The sequence below is a fragment of the Micromonospora sp. CNZ286 genome (assembly GCF_014207755.1).
In genome coordinates, this window is sequence record NZ_JACHIZ010000001.1 from 6965033 (window position 1) to 6984826 (window position 19794).

A 19794-nucleotide genomic window follows, 5' to 3' on the forward strand; every position below is an offset into this window, starting at 1 on the left:
CGAGGCGCCCGTGTTCCGGTTCATCATCAGACGCCTGCTACAGCTGATACCCACGCTGTTCGGGCTCTCCGTCCTGCTGTTCATCTGGCTCCACCGACTTCCCGGCGGGCCCGAGACCGCGATCCTCGGAGAACGGGGCACGCCCGAGACGCGCGCCGCCATCCGGCGCAACCTCGGCCTCGACGAGCCGATCCTGGTCCAGTACGCCCGCTTCCTGCGGCGGATGATCCGGCTCGACCTGGGCACCTCGACCGGTACGAAGCGGGCCGTCACCACGGAGTTCGTGGAGCGGTTCCCCGGCACCGTCGAGCTGACCGTGATGGCCATGATCCTCGCGGTCGGCATCGGCATCCCGCTCGGCTACCTGGCCGCCCGCCGCCGGGGCCGGTTCCTCGACCACGCCTCGGTCGGCGGATCGCTCATCGGCATCTGCATCCCGGTCTTCTTCCTGGCGTACGTGCTCAAGGCGATCTTCGCGGAGAACCTGGGCTGGTTCCCCTCCAGTGGCCGGCAGGACCCGACCATCGGGGCGACCCGGGTCACCAACTTCTTCGTCCTCGACGGGCTCATGACCCGCGAGTGGGACGCCGCCGCCGACGCGCTCTGGCACCTCGTGCTGCCGGGCATCGCGCTCGCCAGCATCCCGCTCGCGATCATCGTCCGGATCACCCGGGCCAGCGTGCTGGAGGTGCTCAACGAGGACTTCGTCCGGACCGCCGAGGCCAAGGGCCTGACCGAGCGGACCGTACGCCGCCGGCACGTGCTGCGTAACGCCATGCTGCCGGTGGCCACCTCGATCGGCCTGCAGACCGGTCTCCTGCTCTCCGGCGCGGTGCTCACCGAGACCGTGTTCGCGTTCAGCGGCATCGGCGCGTTCGTCGCCGAGTCGATCAGCCAACGCGACTACCCGGTGCTGATGGGCTTCATCATGATCATTGCGGTGGTGTACGTGCTGGTGAATCTCCTGGTCGACCTCTCCTACAGCGTGATCGACCCGAGGGTGAGGGTGCGATGACCATCACCACTGGCAAGAAGCGCGAGAAGATCGACCGGCTCGCCGAGCTGGCCGCCCGCGACGACGAGCAGGGGGTGAGCCTCTGGAAGGAGGCGTTCCGCCGGCTGCGGCGCAACCCGGCGGCCGTCATCGGCGTCATCATCCTGGCGGTCTTCGTCCTGGTCGCCGTCATCGGGCCGTTCCTCGTCCCGTACAGCCCGACGGACTCCATCGGCATCCGCGAAGGACTGGTCAAGTCCGGCCAGGGCATCATCCCGGGCGTCTCCGCCGACCACTGGCTCGGCTTCGACCACCAGGGCCGGGACGAGTTCAGCCGGCTCATCGTCGGCGCCCGGCAGACGCTGCTCGTCGGCGTGGTCTCCACCCTGATCGGCCTCGCGGTCGGCGCGCTGATCGGCGGCGTCGCCGGTGCCGCGGCCGGGCTCGGCGGGCGCTGGGGCCGCTGGATCGACACCACCCTGATGCGCTTCATCGACATGCTGCTGGCCATGCCGAGCCTGCTGCTCGCGGTGAGCATCGCGGCGCTGCTCGGCGCCAGCCTCACCACCGTGATGATCGCCGTCGGTGTGGTGTCCGTGCCGATCTTCGCCCGGCTGCTGCGCGGCTCGATGATCGCGCAGGCCAACAGCGACTACGTGCTGGCCGCGACGTCGCTCGGCGTGAAGCGCTCCAGGATCGCCCTCACCCACGTGGTGCCGAACTCGATCGCCCCGGTCATCGTGCAGGCCACACTGACGCTGGCCACCGCGATCATCGAGGCGGCCGCGCTGTCCTTCCTCGGTCTCGGCAACCCCGACTCGGCCATCCCGGAGTGGGGCGTCATGCTCGCCGACGCGCAGCCGTACCTGGGCATCCGGCCCGGCCTGGCGATCTATCCGGCGCTCGGCATCATCATCACCGCGCTCGGGTTCACCCTGCTCGGTGAGGCGATGCGCGAGGCCCTCGATCCAAAGCTGCGGAAGTAGGTCAGTCAGTCATGGCACTGCTCGAAGTGGACGACCTCTCCGTCACGTTCGCCCGTCGTGGGCAGCGCACCGTGCACGCGGTGGACGGGGTGTCCTTCTCGGTCGACGCCGGCGAGGTGGTCGGCCTGGTCGGCGAGTCCGGCTGCGGCAAGAGCGTCACGTCGCTGGCCATCATGGGCCTGCTGCCCAAGCAGCCGGGCCTGCGCGTGGGCGGCAAGGCGGTCTTCGACGGCACCGACCTGCTCCAGCTCGACGACCGGTCCCGCCGCGACATCCGTGGCCGGGACGTGGCGATGATCTTCCAGGACCCGCTGTCCTCGCTGAACCCGGTCATCCCGATCGGGCTCCAGGTGACCGAGGTGCTGGCCCGGCACCGGGGCATGAAGGGCGAGGCGGCCACCAAGGAGGCGGCCGCCCTGCTCGACCGGGTGGGCATCCCGGACCCGCGGCGGCGGCTCAAGGAGTACCCGCACCAGCTCTCCGGCGGCATGCGGCAGCGGGCGCTGATCGCCATGGCTGTCGCCTGTCAGCCCCGGCTGCTGATCGCCGACGAGCCGACCACCGCGCTCGACGTCACCATCCAGGCGCAGATCCTGGAGCTGCTCAAGGACCTGGTCCGGGACTCCGGCACCGCACTGGTGATGATCACTCACGACCTCGGCGTGGTGGCCGGCATGTGCGACACCATCAACGTGCTCTACGCCGGCCGGGTGGTGGAGACGGCCACCCGTCGTCCGCTGTTCCGCCAGCCCCGGCACCCGTACACCGAGGGGTTGCTCGGTTCGGTGCCGCGCCTGGACGCCGGCCGCGGCGAACGGCTGAACCCCATCCCCGGCTCGGTGCGTGACGTGCTGCCCTGGCCGGACGGCTGCGCGTTCGCCCCGCGCTGCGCCCGCCGCGTCGACACGTGTGTGGGCGAGCCGCCGGAGCTGGTGCTGACCCACGACGCGCGCAGCTACCGCTGCGTCAACCCGGTGCCGGTCCCCGGCCTGACCCCGGAGGCGGACGCCCGCGGGACCGCGCCGACGACCGCCGAACCGGGTGCGGTGCCGGCCCAGGCCGAGCCGGCCGACCCGCCCGCCGTGCCCGGCTTCGGACCGGCTCCGCGCGAGGAGGAGACCCCATGAGCGACAACGACATCCTCGTCGAGGTCCGCGATCTGAAGGTGCACTTCCCGATCCGCCGGGGCGTGATCTTCGACCGCACGGTCGGGCACGTCAAGGCGGTCGACGGGGTCGACCTGAGCATCCCGCGCGGCAAGACGTACGGGCTGGTGGGCGAGTCGGGCTGCGGCAAGTCCACGCTCGGCCGGGCGCTGCTCCAGCTCAACCCGCCGACCAGCGGCGAGGTGAAGTTCGACGGCGTCGAGCTGACCACGCTCCCCGCCGGCAAACTGCGCGCGATGCGCCGCCGGATGCAGATGATCTTCCAGGACCCGATGTCCAGCCTGGACCCCCGGCAGAACGTCGAGTCGATCCTGACCGAGGGCCTCCAGACCCACGGCATCGGCGCGAACCGGGACGACCGGCGGCGGATCATCGGCGAGACGCTCGACGCGGTGGGCCTGCCGAAATGGGCGCTGTCCCGCTACCCGCACGAGTTCTCCGGCGGCCAGCGCCAGCGCATCGGCATCGCCCGCGCGCTGGTCCTCGGCCCGGAGCTGATCGTCGCCGACGAGCCGGTCTCCGCGCTGGACGTCTCGATCCAGGCGCAGGTGGTGAACCTGCTCGACGAACTCCAGGACAGCCTCGGCCTGACCTACCTGGTCATCGCGCACGACCTGGCCGTGGTGCGGCACATCTCCGACATCGTCGGCGTGATGTACCTGGGCGCGCTGGTGGAGGAGGCGCCGAGCGACCGGCTCTACACCGAGCCGCTGCACCCGTACACCCGGGCGCTGATGTCGGCGGTGCCGGTGCCGGACCCGGACGTGGAGGACCGGCGCGAGCGCATCCTCCTCGCCGGCGACCTGCCGTCGCCGGCCAACCCGCCGTCGGGCTGCCGGTTCCACACCCGCTGCCCGTGGGCGCAGCCGACCCGCTGCGCCGACGAGCGGCCGGAGCTGCGCCAGATCGGCGCCAGCCGGGTGGCCTGCCACTGGGCCGAGAAGATCGCCGCCGGTGAGCTGCGCCCGCACGAGGTGACCGCAAAGATCACCCGGCCGGAGGGGGAGGGCGAGGAGCCGGGCGTGGTCTCCGCGCCCAGCGAGCCCGGATCGTACGTCTGACACGACGAAGCGCGCCCCCACCCGGGCCGGGTGGGGGCGCGCCTTGTCGTCGGTCAGCCCTCGGGGCGGTTGAGCAGGCCCACCGCGATCGTGTGCACGGCGTCGAGCGCGGCCGGGTCGGCCAGTGGCGCGGAACCGCCGGTGACCGCGTACCACTCGTCGGCGTCCTTGTACTGCACCCGCAGCGTCACCCGGCCGTCGGCGTGCTCGGTGCGCAGCGTCAACTCGCCGGTCACCACGCCCACCTCATCGGTCATGACCCCGCCCGGACCTGCGGTGATGTCCGAGGTGCGGTCCGCCGGTCCGCCCGGTGCGCCCCCGGCCGGTGCGCCCGGCACCGCGTCGGCGGTCATGCCCGCCCCGGCGACGTCCGCGGACGCCGGCTGCCGGCCGTCCGCCGTCATCCCGGCCGAGGCCGGACCCGCCGGTGCGGACTCCGGGGCCGGTGCGGCGTCTGCCTCCGGCGCCGGTGTGGCGTCCGGCCCGGTCACGGTTTGCTCGCCCATGTGCAGCCCTCCAGCATGTCGGTGAGAGCGGCCTTCTCGGCACTTGTCACAGTCAGCCGCCAGTAGTGCTTGACCGTCACCCAGTCCGCCGCGTACTGACACCAGGACGACCGGTTCGGCGGCTTCCACTGGGACGGATCCTGGTCACCCTTTGCCCGGTTGGACCGCGCCGAAACCGCGATGAGCTGCGGCCGCGTCAGGTCGTTGGCGAAGTCGCCGCGCTTCGAGTCGTCCCACTCGTCCGCGCCCGAACGCCACGCGGCGGCCAGCGGCACGGTGTGGTCGATGTCCACGTCCGACGGATCGTTGAGCACCACACCGTCGTAGACGCTCTCCCACCGGCCGCCCACCACGTTGCAGCCGGACAGCTTGATGCCCTCGCCGTCGCGCTGCAGCACGCTGTCGCGGACGTCGCAGTTCTTGCCGGTGTCCCGCCAGTGCGGGAAGCGGGAGCGGCTGTAGCCCTTCATCGACCCGGCGGTGGCCACTGTCAGCTCACCGAGCTGCTTGTTGACGTTCCCGGTGGCACTGGGCGGCGCCTCCGGCTCGGTGACCGACACGTCGCAGCCGGCCACGCCGAGGGCGAGCACCGCGCTCAGCGCGGCCGCCAGCCCGGCTCGGGCTCCTGATCTCGTACGCACAGACGACACCTCTCCAGCTTGCGTGCTCCGGGCGAGTCCGCACAGTACCCGGCGGCGGTTTCCGCGATTCGTGGCGTCGACGGTGGGCGGCGGGCAGAGTGGTGAGACGTGACCGCACCCGCTCCCGCGCTGCGTACCGGCTCCGCCGCCGGACGCGGCACGCTGCTCGCCGCGATCCTCGCCTCCGGCATGGTGTTCCTGGACAGCACTGTCGTCAACGTCGCGCTGCCACGGCTCGGCGCCGAACTGGACGCCACAGTCGCCGGTCTCCAGTGGACCGTGAACGGCTACCTGCTCATGCTCGCCGCGTTCGTGCTGCTCGGCGGCGCGCTCGGGGACCGGTTCGGCAGGCGGCGCGTCTTCCTGCTCGGCGTGGTCTGGTTCGCTGTGGCGTCGGTGCTCTGCGGGCTGGCCCAGGACACCGGCTGGCTCGTCGCCGCCCGGTTCCTCCAGGGCGCGGGCGGGGCGCTGCTCACCCCCGGGTCGCTGTCCGTGCTCCAGGCCAGCTTCCACCCGGACGACCGGGGCCGGGCCATCGGCACCTGGTCCGGGCTGTCCGGTGTGTCCACCGCGCTCGGTCCGCTGCTCGGCGGCTGGCTGATCGACACGCTCTCCTGGCGGTGGATCTTCTTCGTCAACCTGCCGCTGGCCGTCGGCGTGGTGCTCGCCGCGCTGCGCTGGGTGCCGGAGAGCCGGGACGAGGAGGTCTCGCGTACCGGAGGCGGGCGGCGGCGGTTCGACGTGGCGGGCGCGCTGCTCGGCGCGCTCGCGCTCGGCGGTGTCACGTACGCGCTCATCGACGCCCCGGCGCGCGGCCTGGACTCCCCGGCGGTGCTGGTCGCGGCGGTGCTCGGGGTGGTCGCCGTGGTGGTCTTCGTGCTGGTCGAGCGGCGGCGCGGCGACACCGCGATGCTGCCCACCGGGCTGTTCTCCAGCCGGCTGTTCTCCGTGCTGAACGTCTTCACAGTCGTCGTGTACGCGGCGCTCGGCGGGTTCACCTTCTTCCTCGCCGTCTACCTGCAGAACGTGGTCGGCTGGTCGGCGCTGCTCACCGGCCTGGCCACAGTGCCGATGACAGTGCTGCTGCTGGTCGGCTCGCCGCGCGCGGGCGCGCTGTCGGCCCGCATCGGCCCCCGGCTGCCGCTCACCGTCGGCCCGGTGATCGCCGCGGTGGGTCTGCTGCTGTTGCGCCGGGTCGGGCCTGGTGCGTCGTACTGGGTGGACGTGCTGCCGGGCGTGGCGCTGTTCGGCGCCGGGCTCACGCTCGTGGTGGCGCCGCTGACCACGTCTGTGCTCGGCGCCGTCTCGGACCGGTTCGCCGGGGTGGCGAGCGGCTTCAACAACGCCGCGTCCCGGGCCGGTGGTCTGCTCGCGGTGGCCGCGTTGCCGCTGCTGGTGGGGCTGTCGGGCACCGGGTACGAGCAGAAGGGTGCGCTCGCCGACGCGTACCGGGGGGCGCTGGCGTGGTGCGCGGGGCTGCTGCTGGCCGGCGCGGTGCTCGCCGCCGTGCTGATCCACCGCCCCCGGCGGGGGGAAGGAAGGGCCCCTTCTTAACGCCTCCGGTAGAGGAAGGGCCCCTTGTTAACACTCGGGCCATTCGGGCGCGGGCGTTAAGAAGGGCCCCCTCCTATGCAGAATGCGTTAAGAAGGGGCCCTTCCTTACACCTCAAGCACCTCAGGCGCGGGTGCGGTTCACCGCGCTCGTGACCGCCTTGATCGAGGCGGTGACGATGTTGGCGTCCACCCCGACGCCCCACACCGTGCGGCCGTCCACCTCGCACTCCACGTACGCGGCGGCCTGCGCGTCCCCGCCGGAGGACAGCGCGTGCTCGTGGTAGTCGAGCACCCGTACCGCCACGCCCAGGGACTGCAACGCGTTGACGTACGCGTCGATCGGGCCGTTGCCGACAGCGGTGAGCGCGCGGGTGTCGCCGCCGAAGCCGACGCGGGCGTCGATCTCGACCTTGCCGTCGACGGTGCCGATGGTGTACTCGGCCAGCTTGACGGCCGGGTCGACCTGGTGGTCGACCAGGTAGTTGCGGGCGAAGATCTCCCACATGGCGCCCGGCTCGACCTCGCCGCCGTCGTGGTCGGTGACCTGCTGCACCACGCCGGAGAACTCGATCTGGAGGCGGCGCGGCAGGTCGAGCTGGTGCTCGGTCTTCATGATGTACGCGACGCCGCCCTTGCCGGACTGCGAGTTGACCCGGATGACCGCCTCGTAGGTGCGGCCCAGGTCCTTCGGGTCGATCGGCAGGTAGGGCACCGCCCAGGTGAAGTCGTCGACCGGCACCCCGGCCGCCGTGGCGTCGGCGTTCAGCGCGGCGAAGCCCTTGTTGATCGCGTCCTGGTGCGAGCCGGAGAACGCCGTGTAGACCAGGTCGCCCGCGTACGGGTGGCGCTCGTGCACCGGCAGCTGGTTGCAGTACTCGACGGCGCGCTTGATCTCGTCGATGTTCGAGAAGTCGATCATCGGGTCGATGCCCTGGGAGAACATGTTCAGGCCCAGCGTCACCAGGTCGACGTTGCCGGTGCGCTCGCCGTTGCCGAACAGGCAGCCCTCGATCCGGTCGGCGCCGGCCAGCAGGCCCAGCTCGGCGGCGGCCACGCCGGTGCCCCGGTCGTTGTGCGGGTGCAGGCTCAGCACCAGGCTGTCCCGCCGGGGCAGGCGCCGGTGCATCCACTCGATCGAGTCGGCGTAGACGTTCGGCATCGCCATCTCGACGGTGGCCGGCAGGTTGATGATCAGCTTCCGGTCCGGCGTCGGGTCGATCACGTCGATGACCGCCGAGCAGACCTCCAGCGCGTACTCCAGCTCGGTGCCCGTGTACGACTCCGGCGAGTACTCGTAGTGGATGTCGGTGTCCGGGGTGTGGATCTCCGCGTACTTCTGGCACAGCCGCGCGCCCTGGGTGGCGATGTCGGTGATGCCGTCGCGGTCCAGGCCGAACACCACCCGGCGCTGCAGCGTCGAGGTGGAGTTGTAGAAGTGCACGATGGCCCGGCGGGCGCCGCGCAGCGACTCGAAGGTCCGCTCGATCAGGTGCTCCCGGCACTGGGTCAGCACCTGGATGGTGACGTCCTCGGGAATCAGGTCCTGCTCGATCAGCTGCCGTACGAAGTCGTAGTCGGTCTGGCTCGCCGACGGGAAGCCGACCTCGATCTCCTTGTAGCCCATCTGCACCAGGAGCTGGAACATCCGGCGCTTGCGCTCGGGCGACATCGGGTCGATCAGGGCCTGGTTGCCGTCGCGGAGGTCGACTGCGCACCAGCGGGGCGCGGCCTCGACGCGGCGGGTCGGCCAGGCGCGGTCCGGCAGGTCGACGCCGAACTCACTGTCGTACGGAACGTAGCGGTGGACCGGCATCCGGCTGGGGCGCTGGCTGGCGAACGGATCGGTCTCGGTGACAGGTTGAGCCATCTCGGAGTGCTCCCTGGAACATGTGGCGTCAGCAGATCGGAAAGGTGTCGGCGAGATGCCGGGCGACGGTGCGCGGCGGTGCCGAGAAGAAGATCGGATGTGCTGGACGGCGCGTTTCTACTCCGCGACGAGGTGCCGGCCGGTCAGGCCTCGTCGCGGCAGCCAAGGAGAAGGTACGCGCGCCACATGACAAGGTCACCCTACGTGGTGGGACGTGCGGTGGGAAGGCTGGTCCGGACTATGGGATCGGAGTCACCGGATCGGTGGCCGGCTACGGCGCTCCCGGGCTCGGGGCGTCCCGGCTGACCGGCTCGCCGTCGGTCACCGCGCCGGCCAGCTCGACGGTGCCCGGCGCGGCGCCGGGCTCGCCGGTCAGCGTCAGGGTGCCGAACCCGGCCCGTACCGCCGCCGGTGTGCCGTCCTCCCGGAAGCAGTAGATGCCCACGTCCAGCGGCGCGTTCAGCGACGCCGAGGTGCTGTCGACCGTGTAGCACGGGCCGTCGGCGCCGGGCAGCGGCTCGGCGGGGGAGACCGCGAGCGGCGCGCGCCGGTCGGTCAGCACCTCCAGCCAGTCGGTGAACGGGTGCTGCACCCGGGGGTCGAGCCGGCGCGGCACCGCGTCGTCGGCGTCGCCGAGGCGCACGCAGGTCGCCGCCTGGGCCCAGCCGGCCGAGGGCAGCGCGCACTGGAACAGCCCGTCGGAGGTGCCGGCGAGCGAGACGTCCACGGTGCCGGCGTGCCCCCAGCCGGGCACGTCGACCCGCCAGCTGCCGTCGTTGGCGCTGGTGAAGGACACCGTGCGGGGGGAGCCCTCGGCGGGCGCGAACGCGTACGTGGCGGTGAGGTGCCGGTCCTGCGCCGCGGCGGCCAGCCCGGCCAGTTCCTCGCGGGCGGCGTCGACCTGCACCGGGACCGGGTCGGCGGTGCCGGTGGGCGCCGCCTCGGGAGTGCCGCCGTCGCAGGCGGCCAGCAGTACCGGCAGGGTGAGCGCGACCACGCCGGTCAGGCGGGCCGCACGTCGATGAGCGTGCACCGGCTCATTCTGCGTCGTGGACACGGTCCCGGTCATCCCACCGTACGGCTGTACCGCTTGGCGTGTCGCGTCCTCCCGGGCTGGTGAGCCGCCCCACGCCGGGGCCGGATGGTGGGATCACCCGGCCCGGCGTCGCGGCCCGCCCGATAGGCTGAGGCGGTCTGACACGCGCCGCCGGACCGAGAGACCCGGCGGCGTCGGCACGCTCAGGGTCGTCGCTGGGAGGGAGTGCACCGTCGTGGCACTCGTGGTGCAGAAGTACGGCGGGTCCTCCGTCGCCAACGCCGAGCGGATCAAGCGGGTGGCCGAGCGCATCGTGGCCGCGCGCAAGGCCGGCGACGACGTGGTGGTGGTGGTGTCCGCCATGGGCGACACCACCGACGAGCTGCTCGACCTGGCCAACCAGGTCAGCCCGCTGCCGCCGGGCCGTGAGCTGGACATGCTGCTCACCGCCGGGGAGCGGATCTCCATGGCGCTGCTCGCCATGGCCATCCACAACCTGGGGTACGAGGCCCGCTCGTTCACCGGTTCCCAGGCCGGCGTGATCACCACTTCGGTGCACGGCCGGGCCCGGATCATCGACGTGACCCCGGGGCGGCTCAAGGGCGCGCTGGACGAGGGCGCGGTGGTCATCGTGGCCGGCTTCCAGGGCGTCTCGCAGGACACCAAGGACGTGACCACGCTCGGGCGGGGCGGCTCGGACACCACAGCCGTGGCGCTCGCCGCCGCGCTGGAGGCGGACGTCTGCGAGATCTACACCGACGTGGACGGCATCTTCACCGCCGACCCGCGCATCGTGCCGAACGCCCGGCACATCAAGCAGATCACCTACGAGGAGATGCTGGAGCTGGCCGCCTGCGGCGCGAAGGTGCTGCACCTGCGCAGCGTCGAGTACGCGCGGCGCGCGGGCTTGCCGATCCACGTCCGTTCGTCATACTCGACCAACACCGGCACGATGGTCACCGGATCGATGGAGGACCTTCCTGTGGAACAGGCACTGATCACCGGGGTCGCCCACGACCGCAGCGAAGCGAAGATCACGATCGTGGGCGTGCCCGACGAGCCGGGTGCCGCCGCGGCGATCTTCGACACCGTGGCCGGCGCGGAGATCAACATCGACATGATCGTGCAGAACGTGTCCACCGAGGGCACCGGCCGCACGGACATCTCGTTCACGCTGCCCAAGGCCGACGGCCCGACCGCGATGACCGCGCTCAGCAAGATCCAGGAGTCGGTCAAGTTCAAGGGCCTGCTGTACGACGACCACGTCGGCAAGGTCTCGCTGATCGGCGCGGGCATGCGCTCGCACCCGGGCGTGGCCGCCGGCTTCTTCGCCGCCCTCGGCGCGGCCGGCGTGAACATCGAGATGATCTCGACGTCGGAGATCCGGGTCTCCGTGGTCTGCCGCGACACCGACCTCGACAAGGCGGTCCGGGCCATCCACGACGCCTTCGAGCTGGGTGGTGACACCGAAGCCGTCGTCTACGCCGGCACCGGGCGGTAACGCGCCATGCCGTCGCTGCCCACCCTCGCCGTGGTCGGGGCGACAGGTGCCGTCGGTACGGTGATGTGCCAGATCCTCTCCTCCCGGCGCAACGTGTGGGGCGAGATCCGGCTGCTCGCCTCCGAGCGGTCGGCGGGCCGGCGCGTGCAGTGCCGGGGCGAGGAGCTGACCGTCCAGGCGCTCACCGCCGACGCGCTCGACGGCGTCGGCGTGGCGATGTTCGACGTGCCGGACGACGTCTCCGCGCAGTGGGCCCCGGTCGCCGCCGCGCGTGGCGCGGTGGTGGTGGACAACTCCGGCGCGTTCCGGATGGACCGCGACGTGCCGCTCGTCGTCCCCGAGATCAACCCAGAGCAGGTACGCAACCGGCCCAAGGGGATCATCGCCAACGCCAACTGCACCACGCTGGCGATGATCGTGGCGGTCGCGCCGCTGCACCGCGAGTACGGCCTGCGCGAGCTGGTCCTCGCGTCGTACCAGGCGGTCTCCGGGGCGGGGCAGGCCGGCGTGGACGCGCTGCACCTCCAGCTCGGCAAGATCGCCGGCGACCGGGTGCTCGGCTCCCGCGCCGGTGACGTGCGACAGGCCGTCGGCGACGAGCTGGGTCCGTTCCCGGCGCCGCTGGCGCTCAACGTCGTACCGTGGGCGGGCTCGCTCGCCGACGGCGGCTGGTCCTCCGAGGAGATGAAGCTGCGCAACGAGTCGCGCAAGATCCTCGGGCTGCCCGACCTCAAGGTGTCCGCCACCTGCGTACGGGTGCCGGTGGTGACCGGTCACTCGGTCGCCGTGCACGCGGTCTTCGCCACCGAGGTGGACGCCGAGGGCGCCCGCGAGGCGCTGCGCAACGCCCCGGGCGTGATCCTGGTCGACGACCCGGCGGCGGGGGAGTTCCCGATGCCGATCGACGCGGTCGGCACCGACCCGTCCTGGGTGGGCCGCATCCGCCGGGCGGTCGACGACCCCCGCGCCCTGGACCTCTTCGTGACCGGCGACAACCTCCGCAAGGGCGCAGCCCTCAACACGGCCCAGATCGCCGAACTGCTGGCCAAGGACCTGACCCGCCCATAACGCGGCCCTCCTCCCGCCGCCCTCCCCGCTGCCGCCCCGGCCGGCGTTGATCTTGCACTTTCGGCCCTGCTTGGGGGGGCATATGCGGCATTTGCCAGGGCCTAGAGTGCAAGATCGCGGGGGAGAGGGGTGACGGGAGCGGGGGCGGTCAGGCGGCGGAGAGGTGGACTCCGTCTCGGCCGTGGCGCTTGACCGCGTACAGGGCCTGGTCGGCTCGGTGCAGGGTGCGTTCGGCGGACTCGCCGGGTCTCGGCAGGGCGACGCCGACGCTGATCGTCCGGCCGGTACGGCGGGCCGCCTCGGTGAGCCGTTCGGCGATCCGTACCGCCTCCTCCGGGCGGCTCACCTCGATCACCGCCACGAACTCGTCGCCACCGGTCCGGTACAGCTCGTCGCCCTGACGCAACGCGCCTTCGAGGGCCCGGGCCAGACCCACCAGCAGCCGGTCGCCGGCCTGGTGGCCGTACGTGTCGTTGACGTCCTTGAACCCGTCCACGTCGATCGCCAGCAGCGCGGTACGCCCCGGCGTGGCGGTGGCGATCCGCTGCCCGAAAGGGCCGGTGTGCCGCAGCCCGGTGAGCGGGTCCGAGCTGGCCTGCTCGCGGAGCCGGGCGAGCGTCCGCAGCCGGTCCAGGCAGGTCCACGCCTGCCCGGCGAGCAGTTCGATCAGGTTGACTGTGGTCGGATCGGGGCGCAGGCGCTGCTCGTCGGCGACGAGCAGCACGCCACCGGAGGCCGGTGTGCCGACCGGCACCGCCACAAGCGTGCGCGCGCCGGCCCGGGTCAGCGGCAGGTACTCCTCGGTGGGCGGGTGGCCCGCCTCGCCCAGCGTGTACGCCGAGCCGTACCGGTGGGCCCGGTCGATCATGCGGTCGAGCGCGGCCGGTCCGGCCTCGTCCAGCTCGGCCCGGATCCGTGCCTCCAGCTCGCCCGGTGTGGCCGTGGGCGCGCCGAGGCGTGGGCCGCGCCGGCCGGTGAGCACCAGTACGGCGGCGGAGAGCGCTGAGACGTCCCGGGCCGCGGCGAGCGCGGCGGTCATCAGGTCCCAGTCGGTCGGGGCGGCGGTGAACGCGGCGGCGTGCCGGAGCAGCTTCTCGCTGCGGCTCTCGGCCGGCGGCCCGCCGAGCGCGGCGATCCGCCCGCCGAGGCGGTCGGCCACCAGCTCGGCTGTCTCCCGCCAGGCCGCGAGCACGACCGGCTCGCTCCACTGCAGGTCGAGCACCCCGATCGGACGGCCGTCCGGGTCGCGTACCGGCACACAGAGTTCGGCTGTGACGTCCGGGCGGACCTCGAGGTAGTCGGGGTCGGCGCCGACGTCGGGCACGGCGGCGGTGGTCCCGGAGGCGTAGACCCGCCGCACCACCGAGGGTTCGGGCCGGTGGCGGCCCGGCGGGGTGCCGTCGGCGGTCGCCGGCACGTGCGAGAAGACCTGCCAGGCGCCGGTCGCGGCGACGCGGCGCAGACGGTCGTGGACGCGGAGCAGGACGGTGGCGGTCGCCGGGGTGTGCCGGGCGAGCGCGGCGACGGTCCACTGGCACGCCTCCGGGACGGTCGACGCCGTGGGAAGGCGCACCGTGACGTCGCGGAGGACTCGCTCGTGATCCACGTCGTTCCTGCTCGGAGGGGGTCGGGTCGCGATCAAGGGTACTCAGCGCAACCGCCGCCGACCTTCGTACACATGTGCTATCCACAGGCTGTGGACACAGCCTGTGGGCACAAGCGGGCCTGCGCGGGGAGGGTGCGCGGCGATAGCGTGAGGGCCCGGGCACCCGAGGAGGCGGCCGATGCTCATCGCCCAGCTCAGCGACCCGCACGTGACCACCGGCCCGCTCGCGGCCGACCCGGCGTCCGGGTTGCACCGGGCGCTCGGCACGGTGCTCGCCCTGCGTCCGCGGCCCGACTGCGTGGTGATCACCGGCGACCTCACCGCGAACGGCCGGCCGGACGAATACCTCGCCCTGCGCGAGATCGTCGGCGCGTTCCCGCTGCCTGTGCACCTGGTGACCGGCAACCACGACGACCGCGAGTCGCTGCTCGACACGTTCGGCGGCACCCCGTACCTGGCCGGTGGCTTCTCGGCGCACTACCACGTCGACCTGCCGGACGTGACGCTCGTGGTGCTCGACTCGCTCACCCCGGGCAGCCCCGGCGGACGGCTCGGCGACGAGCAGCTCGCCTGGCTGGACGGGGTGCTCGCCGGGCGTACCGACGCGCCCGCCGTCGTGTGCCTGCACCATCCGCCGGTCACCGTGGGCGTGCCGGGCATGGACGCGATGGGTCTCGCCGACGCCGACGCGCTCGCCGCCGTGGTCGGCCGTCACCCCCATGTCGTACGCGTCGCCGCGGGGCACCTGCACCGCCAGGTGACGAGCGCGTTCGCCGGTACGGTGCTGACGACCGCGCCGAGCACCTGGATCCAGGTGAGCCTCAGCATGACCGACGAGGAGGAGCCGGGTTTCGTCGCCGAGCCGACCGCCTTCCTGCTGCACCTGATCGCCGACGGCGGCTGCGTGACGCACACCGTCCAGGTCAGCCACGCCGCCGGGCGCACCTGCTGGTTCTGAACCGCGCCGCCGATGCTCTGGTACGTCGCGTACGGCTCGAACCTGCACGCCGCCCGGCTCGGCTGGTACCTGCGTGGCGGGTGTCCACCGGGCGGGCTGCGCACGTACCCCGGCTGCCGGGACCGCCGGCCACCGCGCCGGGCGGTGCCGGTGCTGATCCCCGGCGGCGTCTACTTCGCCGGGGAGTCGCGGGCCTGGACCGGCGGCATGGCGTTCTACGACCCGCTGCTGCCCGGCCTGGCGGCGGCGCGCGGCTACCTGGTGACGGTCGAGCAGTTCGCGGACATCGCGGCGCAGGAGATGTACCGGCCGCCCGGCGCCGACCTGGCCGGGATCCGCGCGGCGGTCGAGACCGGACGGGCGAGGCTCGGGCCGGGCCGCTACGAGACGCTGCTGCGCGTCGGCGTCCACGAGGGTCTGCCGATGCTCACGTTCACCGCTCCGCACCGGGCGGTGGATGTGCGGTGGACCCGGCCCGTCCCGGTCTATCTCGGGATGCTGGCGCGCGGGCTGCGCGAGGCGCACGGCTGGGACGCCGCGCGGACCGTCGGCTACCTGGCGGGCCGCCCGGGGGTCGCCGGGCGGTGGACGCGGCCGGCGTTGCGCAGGCTCGTCGGCACCGCCCACAGCGGACCTCCGACCGGCCCTCCGGAGCGTCAGTCGAGTTCGGACAGTTTGCTCGAAATGCCGGGCCGGCGGACATGAACGACCGTTCGGTTCGCGATGGGTGTCCGGCAGGAGGTGATTCCGGCAAGGACGGTTGCCAGCGCAAGGAATTCCGCGTGACATGAGCGTCGGCGCCGGCTCCCTGTCCCTGGGAGCCGGCGCCTTCGACGACGGGCGGCATCGACAGCGTGCGCCGCGCGGAATTTCACCTGACCGTCATGTCCGACTCGTCCGGCAGACCGGTACGGGCCGCCCGAGGCAACGACGATTCCTGATGCCGCCCCGTTCGACCTGGCGGCCGGTGGATGAGAAGCTACCCCGGCGGGGCGGCGTTCCCCCGAGTACCGCCCTCCGCGATCGACACCTGTCACGGCACGGATCAGGGTCGCCGGGCGAACCATCGCCCGGACGCCACATACCGGCACCTCACGAGGAGTTCCATGTCCGTCACCGGGATGCGACGCCGGGCCGCCGTCGGCCTGGCCGCACTCGCCGCGACCGCGTTCACCGCGGTCGCCGTCACCCCCGACCAGGCCGAGGCCCGCCCGAAGCCGGTCGACGTCCAGTTGCTCGCGATCAACGACTTCCACGGCAACCTGGAGCCGCCGACCGGTTCCAGCGGCAGCATCGACGGTCAGCCCGCCGGTGGTGCGGAATACCTGGCCAGCCACCTGAAGTCGATGCGCGCCGCCGCGAAGCAGCAGGGCAAGGGCACCGTCACTGTCGCCGCCGGCGACCTGATCGGCGCCTCGCCGCTGCTCTCCGCCGCGTTCCACGACGAGCCCACCATCGAGGAGATGAACCTCGCCGGGCTGGAGTTCGCGAGCGTCGGCAACCACGAGTTCGACGAGGGCGCGGCCGAGCTGCTGCGCATGCAGCGCGGCGGCTGCCACCCGGTGGACGGCTGCGCCGACGGCACCCCGTTCGGCGGCGCCAAGTTCACCTACCTCTCGGCGAACGCCTTCAAGACCTCCACCGGCCTGCCGCTGATGCAGCCGTTCGGCATCAAGATCGTCAAGGGCGTCCCGATCGGCTTCATCGGGATGACCCTGGAGGGCACCCCGAACATCGTCAGCCAGCAGGGCGTCGCCGGCCTGCGGTTCACCGACGAGGCCGACACCGCCAACAAGTACGCCAAGATCCTGCGCCTGCTCGGAGTCAAGAGCATCGTCGTGCTGCTGCACGAGGGCGGCGTGCAGAACGGCGGCGGCATCAACGACTGCACCGGGTTCAGCGGCCCGATCGTCGACATCGCCAACCGGATGGACCCGTCCATCGACGTGGTCGTCAGCGGGCACACCCACGCCGCGTACAACTGCAACATCAACGGCAAGCTGGTCACCAGCGCCAGCTCGTTCGGCCGCCTGGTCACCCAGATCGACCTGAAGATCGACCCGCGTACCCGCGACGTGGTGAGCGCGTCCGCGAACAACGTGGTGGTCACCCGGGACGTGAAGCCGGACCAGCCCTCGACCGACCTGATCAACCGGTACAAGACCGCGCTCGGCCCGGTGGCCGACCGCGTGGTCGGCGAGACCACCGCCGCGATCACCAAGACCCAGGAGAACCTGTACCAGACCGGGGTCGACGTCAACGGCAAGCCGACGTACCAGACCGGTGAGTCGCCGCTGGGCAACGTGATCGCCGACGCGCAGCTCGCCGCGACGGACACCGAGCAGAACGCGGTCGCCGCGTTCATGAACCCCGGTGGCGTCCGCGCCGACCTCGACGCCGGCCCGGTCACCTACGCCGAGGCGTTCACCGTGCAGCCGTTCGCCAACAACCTGGTGACGCTGGACCTGACCGGTGCGCAGCTCTACTGCATGCTGGAGCAGCAGTTCACAGTGGCGCGTGTGCTCTACGCGTCCTCGACGGTCAACTACGTCGTGGACGTCAACGGCACCACCGCACCGGCCGGCACGCCGTGCGCCGGCACCCGGGTGGTCCGGGGCAGCCTCACCATCAACGGCACCCCGGTGACCGACACCGCCACCTACCGGGTCACCGTGAACAACTTCCTCGCCGGTGGCGGCGACGGCTTCAGCGTCCTGACCGGTGGCACCAACGCGGTGACCGGCCAGATCGACCTGGACGCCTTCACCGCGTACCTGACCGAGAAGTCGCCGGTCTCCCCGCCGGCGCTGGACCGGATCCGCACGACCACCGAGGTCGCCGCCGGCTGACGGCCGACCGCACCGCCGAACGGGCCCCGGAGCGACGCTCCGGGGCCCGTTCGTGTCCGGCTGCGCGCTTCGCCGCAGGCCGCCGGCTTCGTGTCAGGTCGCTCGCGCGGGCTCGGGCTCCGGCGTCGCGGCCGCAGTCGGACGGCCGTCCTGCGCGGCGGTGAGCAGCGGACGCAGCGACAGCGCGAGCACCGAGGCGGCCAGGCAGCCGCCCACCACGACGGCGACCCACACCCGCCCGTTCGCCGCGGCGATCAGCGGGCCTGCGGTGACCGGGCCGACCACCCCGCTGATCCCGAAGATCATCGAGCTCATCGCGTTGTACCGGCCGCGCAGCTCGTCGGTGGCGAGCGCGTTGGTCAGGGCGGGCATGACCGGCGACAGCATCGTCTCGCCGAACCCGAAGATCGCCGAGCAGGCCACCACGCCGAGCGCCGCGAGCACCGCGTTGCCGCTGCCCACCACGCCGGCCGCGCCGAGCACCAGCCAGGCGCCGGCGAAGACCGCGCCCACAGTGGCGAGTGCGCGGGTACGGCTGCGCCCCTCCAGCCGCCGGATCACCAGCAGCTGCGAGAGCACGATCATCACGGTGTTCGCGGCCAGCGCCCACGCCACCACCCGGGGCGTCACCTCGACCACCCGCACCGAGTACGCCGCGAAGCCCACCTCGATCTGCGCGTACCCGCAGGTGGTGAGCACCAGGCCGAAGACGACCAGGCGGCGGAACGGCCGGTCCCGCAGCACCGTGAGGTAGCCGCCGGTGCTCCGGCCGTCGGCCTTCGCGCCCGTGGCCACGGCCGGCCGGCGCCCGACGTGCGGCAGGCTCAGCAGGATCAGGGCGGGCGTCAGGTAGCTCACCGCGTCCAGCAGGTAGATCACCTCGAAGGTGATCGGACGGGCCACGTCGACCACCGCGCCGGAGATCAGGCCGCCGGTGCCGATACCGAGATTGAGCAGCGCGAAGTTGAGCCCGAAGACGCGCTGCCGCTCGCCGTCGCCGGTCAGCGACGCGAGGATCGTGTTCTGCCCGGCCCAGATCGCCGAACTGCCGACGGCGACGAGCGTCATCACGCCGAACGCCGAGGCCGTCGAGTCGACCAGCGCCAGCGAGCCGGTGCCGATCGCCTCGATCACCAGGCAGGGCAACACCACCCGGCGCGCGCCGAACCGGTCGATGAACGTGCCGGCCAGCGGCGAGAGAGCCAGCGTGACCGCGCCGAACCAGCCGATCACCAGCCCGGCCCGGGTGTCGGTCAGACCGCGCACGTCGGTGAGGTAGATGAACAGGAACGGCAGGGTGAGGCCGCGCCCGACGGCGGAGAACAGCGTGCCCAGGAGGATCCGGCGGGCTTCGGGACGGGCGGGCAGGGCGCGGCGCAGCATGCTGGGATTCTGTTCGGCGGGTACGACGACCGCGACCCGTTTACCCCTTACACACGCGGTTGCCGGGCCGGAAGGTGAGCGATCACACGTGCTCTGCCATGCTGATCCGGTGACGACGACCTGGCGGCACCTGCCCGCACCGGCCCGCGAGATCGCCGAGACGGCCACCGACGCGGTGACCGCCGCGCGTGAGCGCGACGCCGAGGCGTACGCCCCGGCCGTCGAGCGGCTGGCCGCCGCCGACCGGGCCGGGCTGGTGCTCGGCGGCGTGGTCCGGCTTCTGCTGGAGGAGGGGCACCCGGACGGGCTGGACGGCGACGACGTACGGCAGGTGCTGGAACGGTGCGTGCGGTCGGCGGCGCCCTGGTGGCCCGACGTCGACCCGCACGTGCTGCTGGTGCTGCTGGCCGGCGCGCTCGGCGTCTACGACCCGGGCGACGACGAGAACCCGCCCGATCCGGCGGCGATCGCCCGGCACGCGCCGCTGCCGGTGGCCGACCTGCTGGCGGTCACCGGGCGCCCGTTCGCCGAGTACCTGACCGCCGCGTTCGCCGAGGTGGCGCGGACGGAGATGCACGACTGACGGGTCTTCGTTGTCCGGCGGCCTACGGGCCGGCG

At 72.5% G+C, this 19794-nt stretch carries 17 protein-coding genes; 11 read left to right on the top strand and 6 right to left on the bottom strand.

The features are described 5' to 3' along the window. The first annotated feature begins 10 nt into the window (after window positions 1-10). Genes FHX31_RS31415 through FHX31_RS31430 form a run of 4 tightly spaced genes read left to right on the top strand, consistent with a single transcriptional unit; the run spans window position 11 to window position 4207 of the window. On the top strand, window positions 11-1015 hold the full coding sequence (locus FHX31_RS31415) for an ABC transporter permease (protein WP_013289048.1): 1005 nt from the start codon (window positions 11-13) through the stop codon (window positions 1013-1015). Then, window positions 1012-1980 (top strand): ABC transporter permease, encoded by a 969-nt coding sequence (locus FHX31_RS31420; protein WP_013289047.1) that lies wholly within the window; start codon window positions 1012-1014, stop codon window positions 1978-1980. Before FHX31_RS31415 ends, FHX31_RS31420 begins: the two co-directional genes overlap by 4 nt. Window positions 1981-1991: 11 nt before the next feature. Then, window positions 1992-3107 (top strand): ABC transporter ATP-binding protein, encoded by a 1116-nt coding sequence (locus FHX31_RS31425; RefSeq protein ID WP_184977659.1) that lies wholly within the window; start codon window positions 1992-1994, stop codon window positions 3105-3107. After that, entirely contained in the window at window positions 3104-4207 is a 1104-nt protein-coding gene (locus tag FHX31_RS31430; RefSeq protein ID WP_013289045.1) for an ABC transporter ATP-binding protein, read from the top strand. The genes FHX31_RS31425 and FHX31_RS31430 overlap by 4 nt, the downstream gene beginning before the upstream one ends. 53 nt (window positions 4208-4260) lie before the next feature. On the opposite strand, the gene FHX31_RS31435 is transcribed toward FHX31_RS31430, so the two are convergent. Both FHX31_RS31435 and FHX31_RS31440 read right to left on the bottom strand, forming a co-directional pair. Then, window positions 4261-4713: a hypothetical protein gene (locus FHX31_RS31435; RefSeq protein ID WP_013289044.1), complete on the bottom strand. Its 453-nt coding sequence runs from the start codon at window positions 4711-4713 to the stop codon at window positions 4261-4263. Then, window positions 4695-5354: an HNH endonuclease family protein gene (locus tag FHX31_RS31440; RefSeq protein ID WP_013289043.1), complete on the bottom strand. Its 660-nt coding sequence runs from the start codon at window positions 5352-5354 to the stop codon at window positions 4695-4697. Before FHX31_RS31440 ends, FHX31_RS31435 begins: the two co-directional genes overlap by 19 nt. A 108-nt stretch (window positions 5355-5462) precedes the next feature. On the opposite strand from FHX31_RS31440, the gene FHX31_RS31445 reads away from it, so the two are divergent. Then, window positions 5463-6908, top strand: a complete 1446-nt coding sequence (locus FHX31_RS31445) for an MFS transporter (RefSeq protein WP_013289042.1) — start codon at window positions 5463-5465, stop codon at window positions 6906-6908. A gap of 121 nt (window positions 6909-7029) precedes the next feature. Here the strand turns inward: FHX31_RS31445 and leuA are convergent, their stop codons facing one another. Then, complete coding sequence (gene leuA / locus FHX31_RS31450) at window positions 7030-8775, bottom strand: 2-isopropylmalate synthase (RefSeq protein WP_184977660.1); 1746 nt, start codon at window positions 8773-8775, stop codon at window positions 7030-7032. A gap of 271 nt (window positions 8776-9046) precedes the next feature. Continuing rightward, window positions 9047-9808: a hypothetical protein gene (locus FHX31_RS31455; protein ID WP_393156285.1), complete on the bottom strand. Its 762-nt coding sequence runs from the start codon at window positions 9806-9808 to the stop codon at window positions 9047-9049. A gap of 238 nt (window positions 9809-10046) precedes the next feature. On the opposite strand from FHX31_RS31455, the gene FHX31_RS31460 reads away from it, so the two are divergent. Together FHX31_RS31460 and FHX31_RS31465 are read left to right on the top strand one after the other, a co-directional pair. Continuing rightward, complete coding sequence (locus FHX31_RS31460; RefSeq protein ID WP_091330618.1) at window positions 10047-11312, top strand: aspartate kinase; 1266 nt, start codon at window positions 10047-10049, stop codon at window positions 11310-11312. Window positions 11313-11318: 6 nt separating this feature from the next. Next, a complete protein-coding gene (locus tag FHX31_RS31465; RefSeq protein WP_184977661.1) occupies window positions 11319-12380 on the top strand; it encodes an aspartate-semialdehyde dehydrogenase in 1062 nt (353 codons plus the stop codon). Window positions 12381-12528: 148 nt separating this feature from the next. Here FHX31_RS31465 and FHX31_RS31470 read toward each other — a convergent pair whose 3' ends face one another. Further along, window positions 12529-13986 carry a sensor domain-containing diguanylate cyclase gene (locus FHX31_RS31470; protein ID WP_184977662.1) on the bottom strand — a complete coding sequence of 486 codons (1458 nt, stop codon included), beginning with the start codon at window positions 13984-13986 and terminating at the stop codon, window positions 12529-12531. Between the two features lie 178 nt (window positions 13987-14164). Between FHX31_RS31470 and FHX31_RS31475 the strand changes: the two genes are divergently transcribed. The 3 genes from FHX31_RS31475 to FHX31_RS31485 all read left to right on the top strand — a co-directional run bounded on the left by FHX31_RS31475 (window position 14165) and on the right by FHX31_RS31485 (window position 17793). Next, window positions 14165-14944, top strand: a complete 780-nt coding sequence (locus FHX31_RS31475) for a phosphodiesterase (protein WP_184977663.1) — start codon at window positions 14165-14167, stop codon at window positions 14942-14944. A 12-nt stretch (window positions 14945-14956) separates the two neighbouring features. Further along, window positions 14957-15649 (top strand): histone deacetylase, encoded by a 693-nt coding sequence (locus tag FHX31_RS31480; protein ID WP_184977664.1) that lies wholly within the window; start codon window positions 14957-14959, stop codon window positions 15647-15649. Between the two features lie 401 nt (window positions 15650-16050). Beyond that, window positions 16051-17793: a bifunctional metallophosphatase/5'-nucleotidase gene (locus tag FHX31_RS31485; protein WP_184977665.1), complete on the top strand. Its 1743-nt coding sequence runs from the start codon at window positions 16051-16053 to the stop codon at window positions 17791-17793. A gap of 93 nt (window positions 17794-17886) precedes the next feature. Here FHX31_RS31485 and FHX31_RS31490 read toward each other — a convergent pair whose 3' ends face one another. Next, window positions 17887-19176: an MFS transporter gene (locus tag FHX31_RS31490; protein ID WP_120572742.1), complete on the bottom strand. Its 1290-nt coding sequence runs from the start codon at window positions 19174-19176 to the stop codon at window positions 17887-17889. Window positions 19177-19285: 109 nt separating this feature from the next. Here FHX31_RS31490 and FHX31_RS31495 point away from each other — a divergent pair, with 109 nt between their 5' ends. Continuing rightward, the gene (locus tag FHX31_RS31495) at window positions 19286-19759 is read left to right on the top strand and encodes a hypothetical protein (RefSeq protein ID WP_402881338.1); all 474 of its coding nucleotides are present in this window, start codon (window positions 19286-19288) and stop codon (window positions 19757-19759) included. The last annotated feature ends 35 nt before the right edge of the window (window positions 19760-19794 follow it).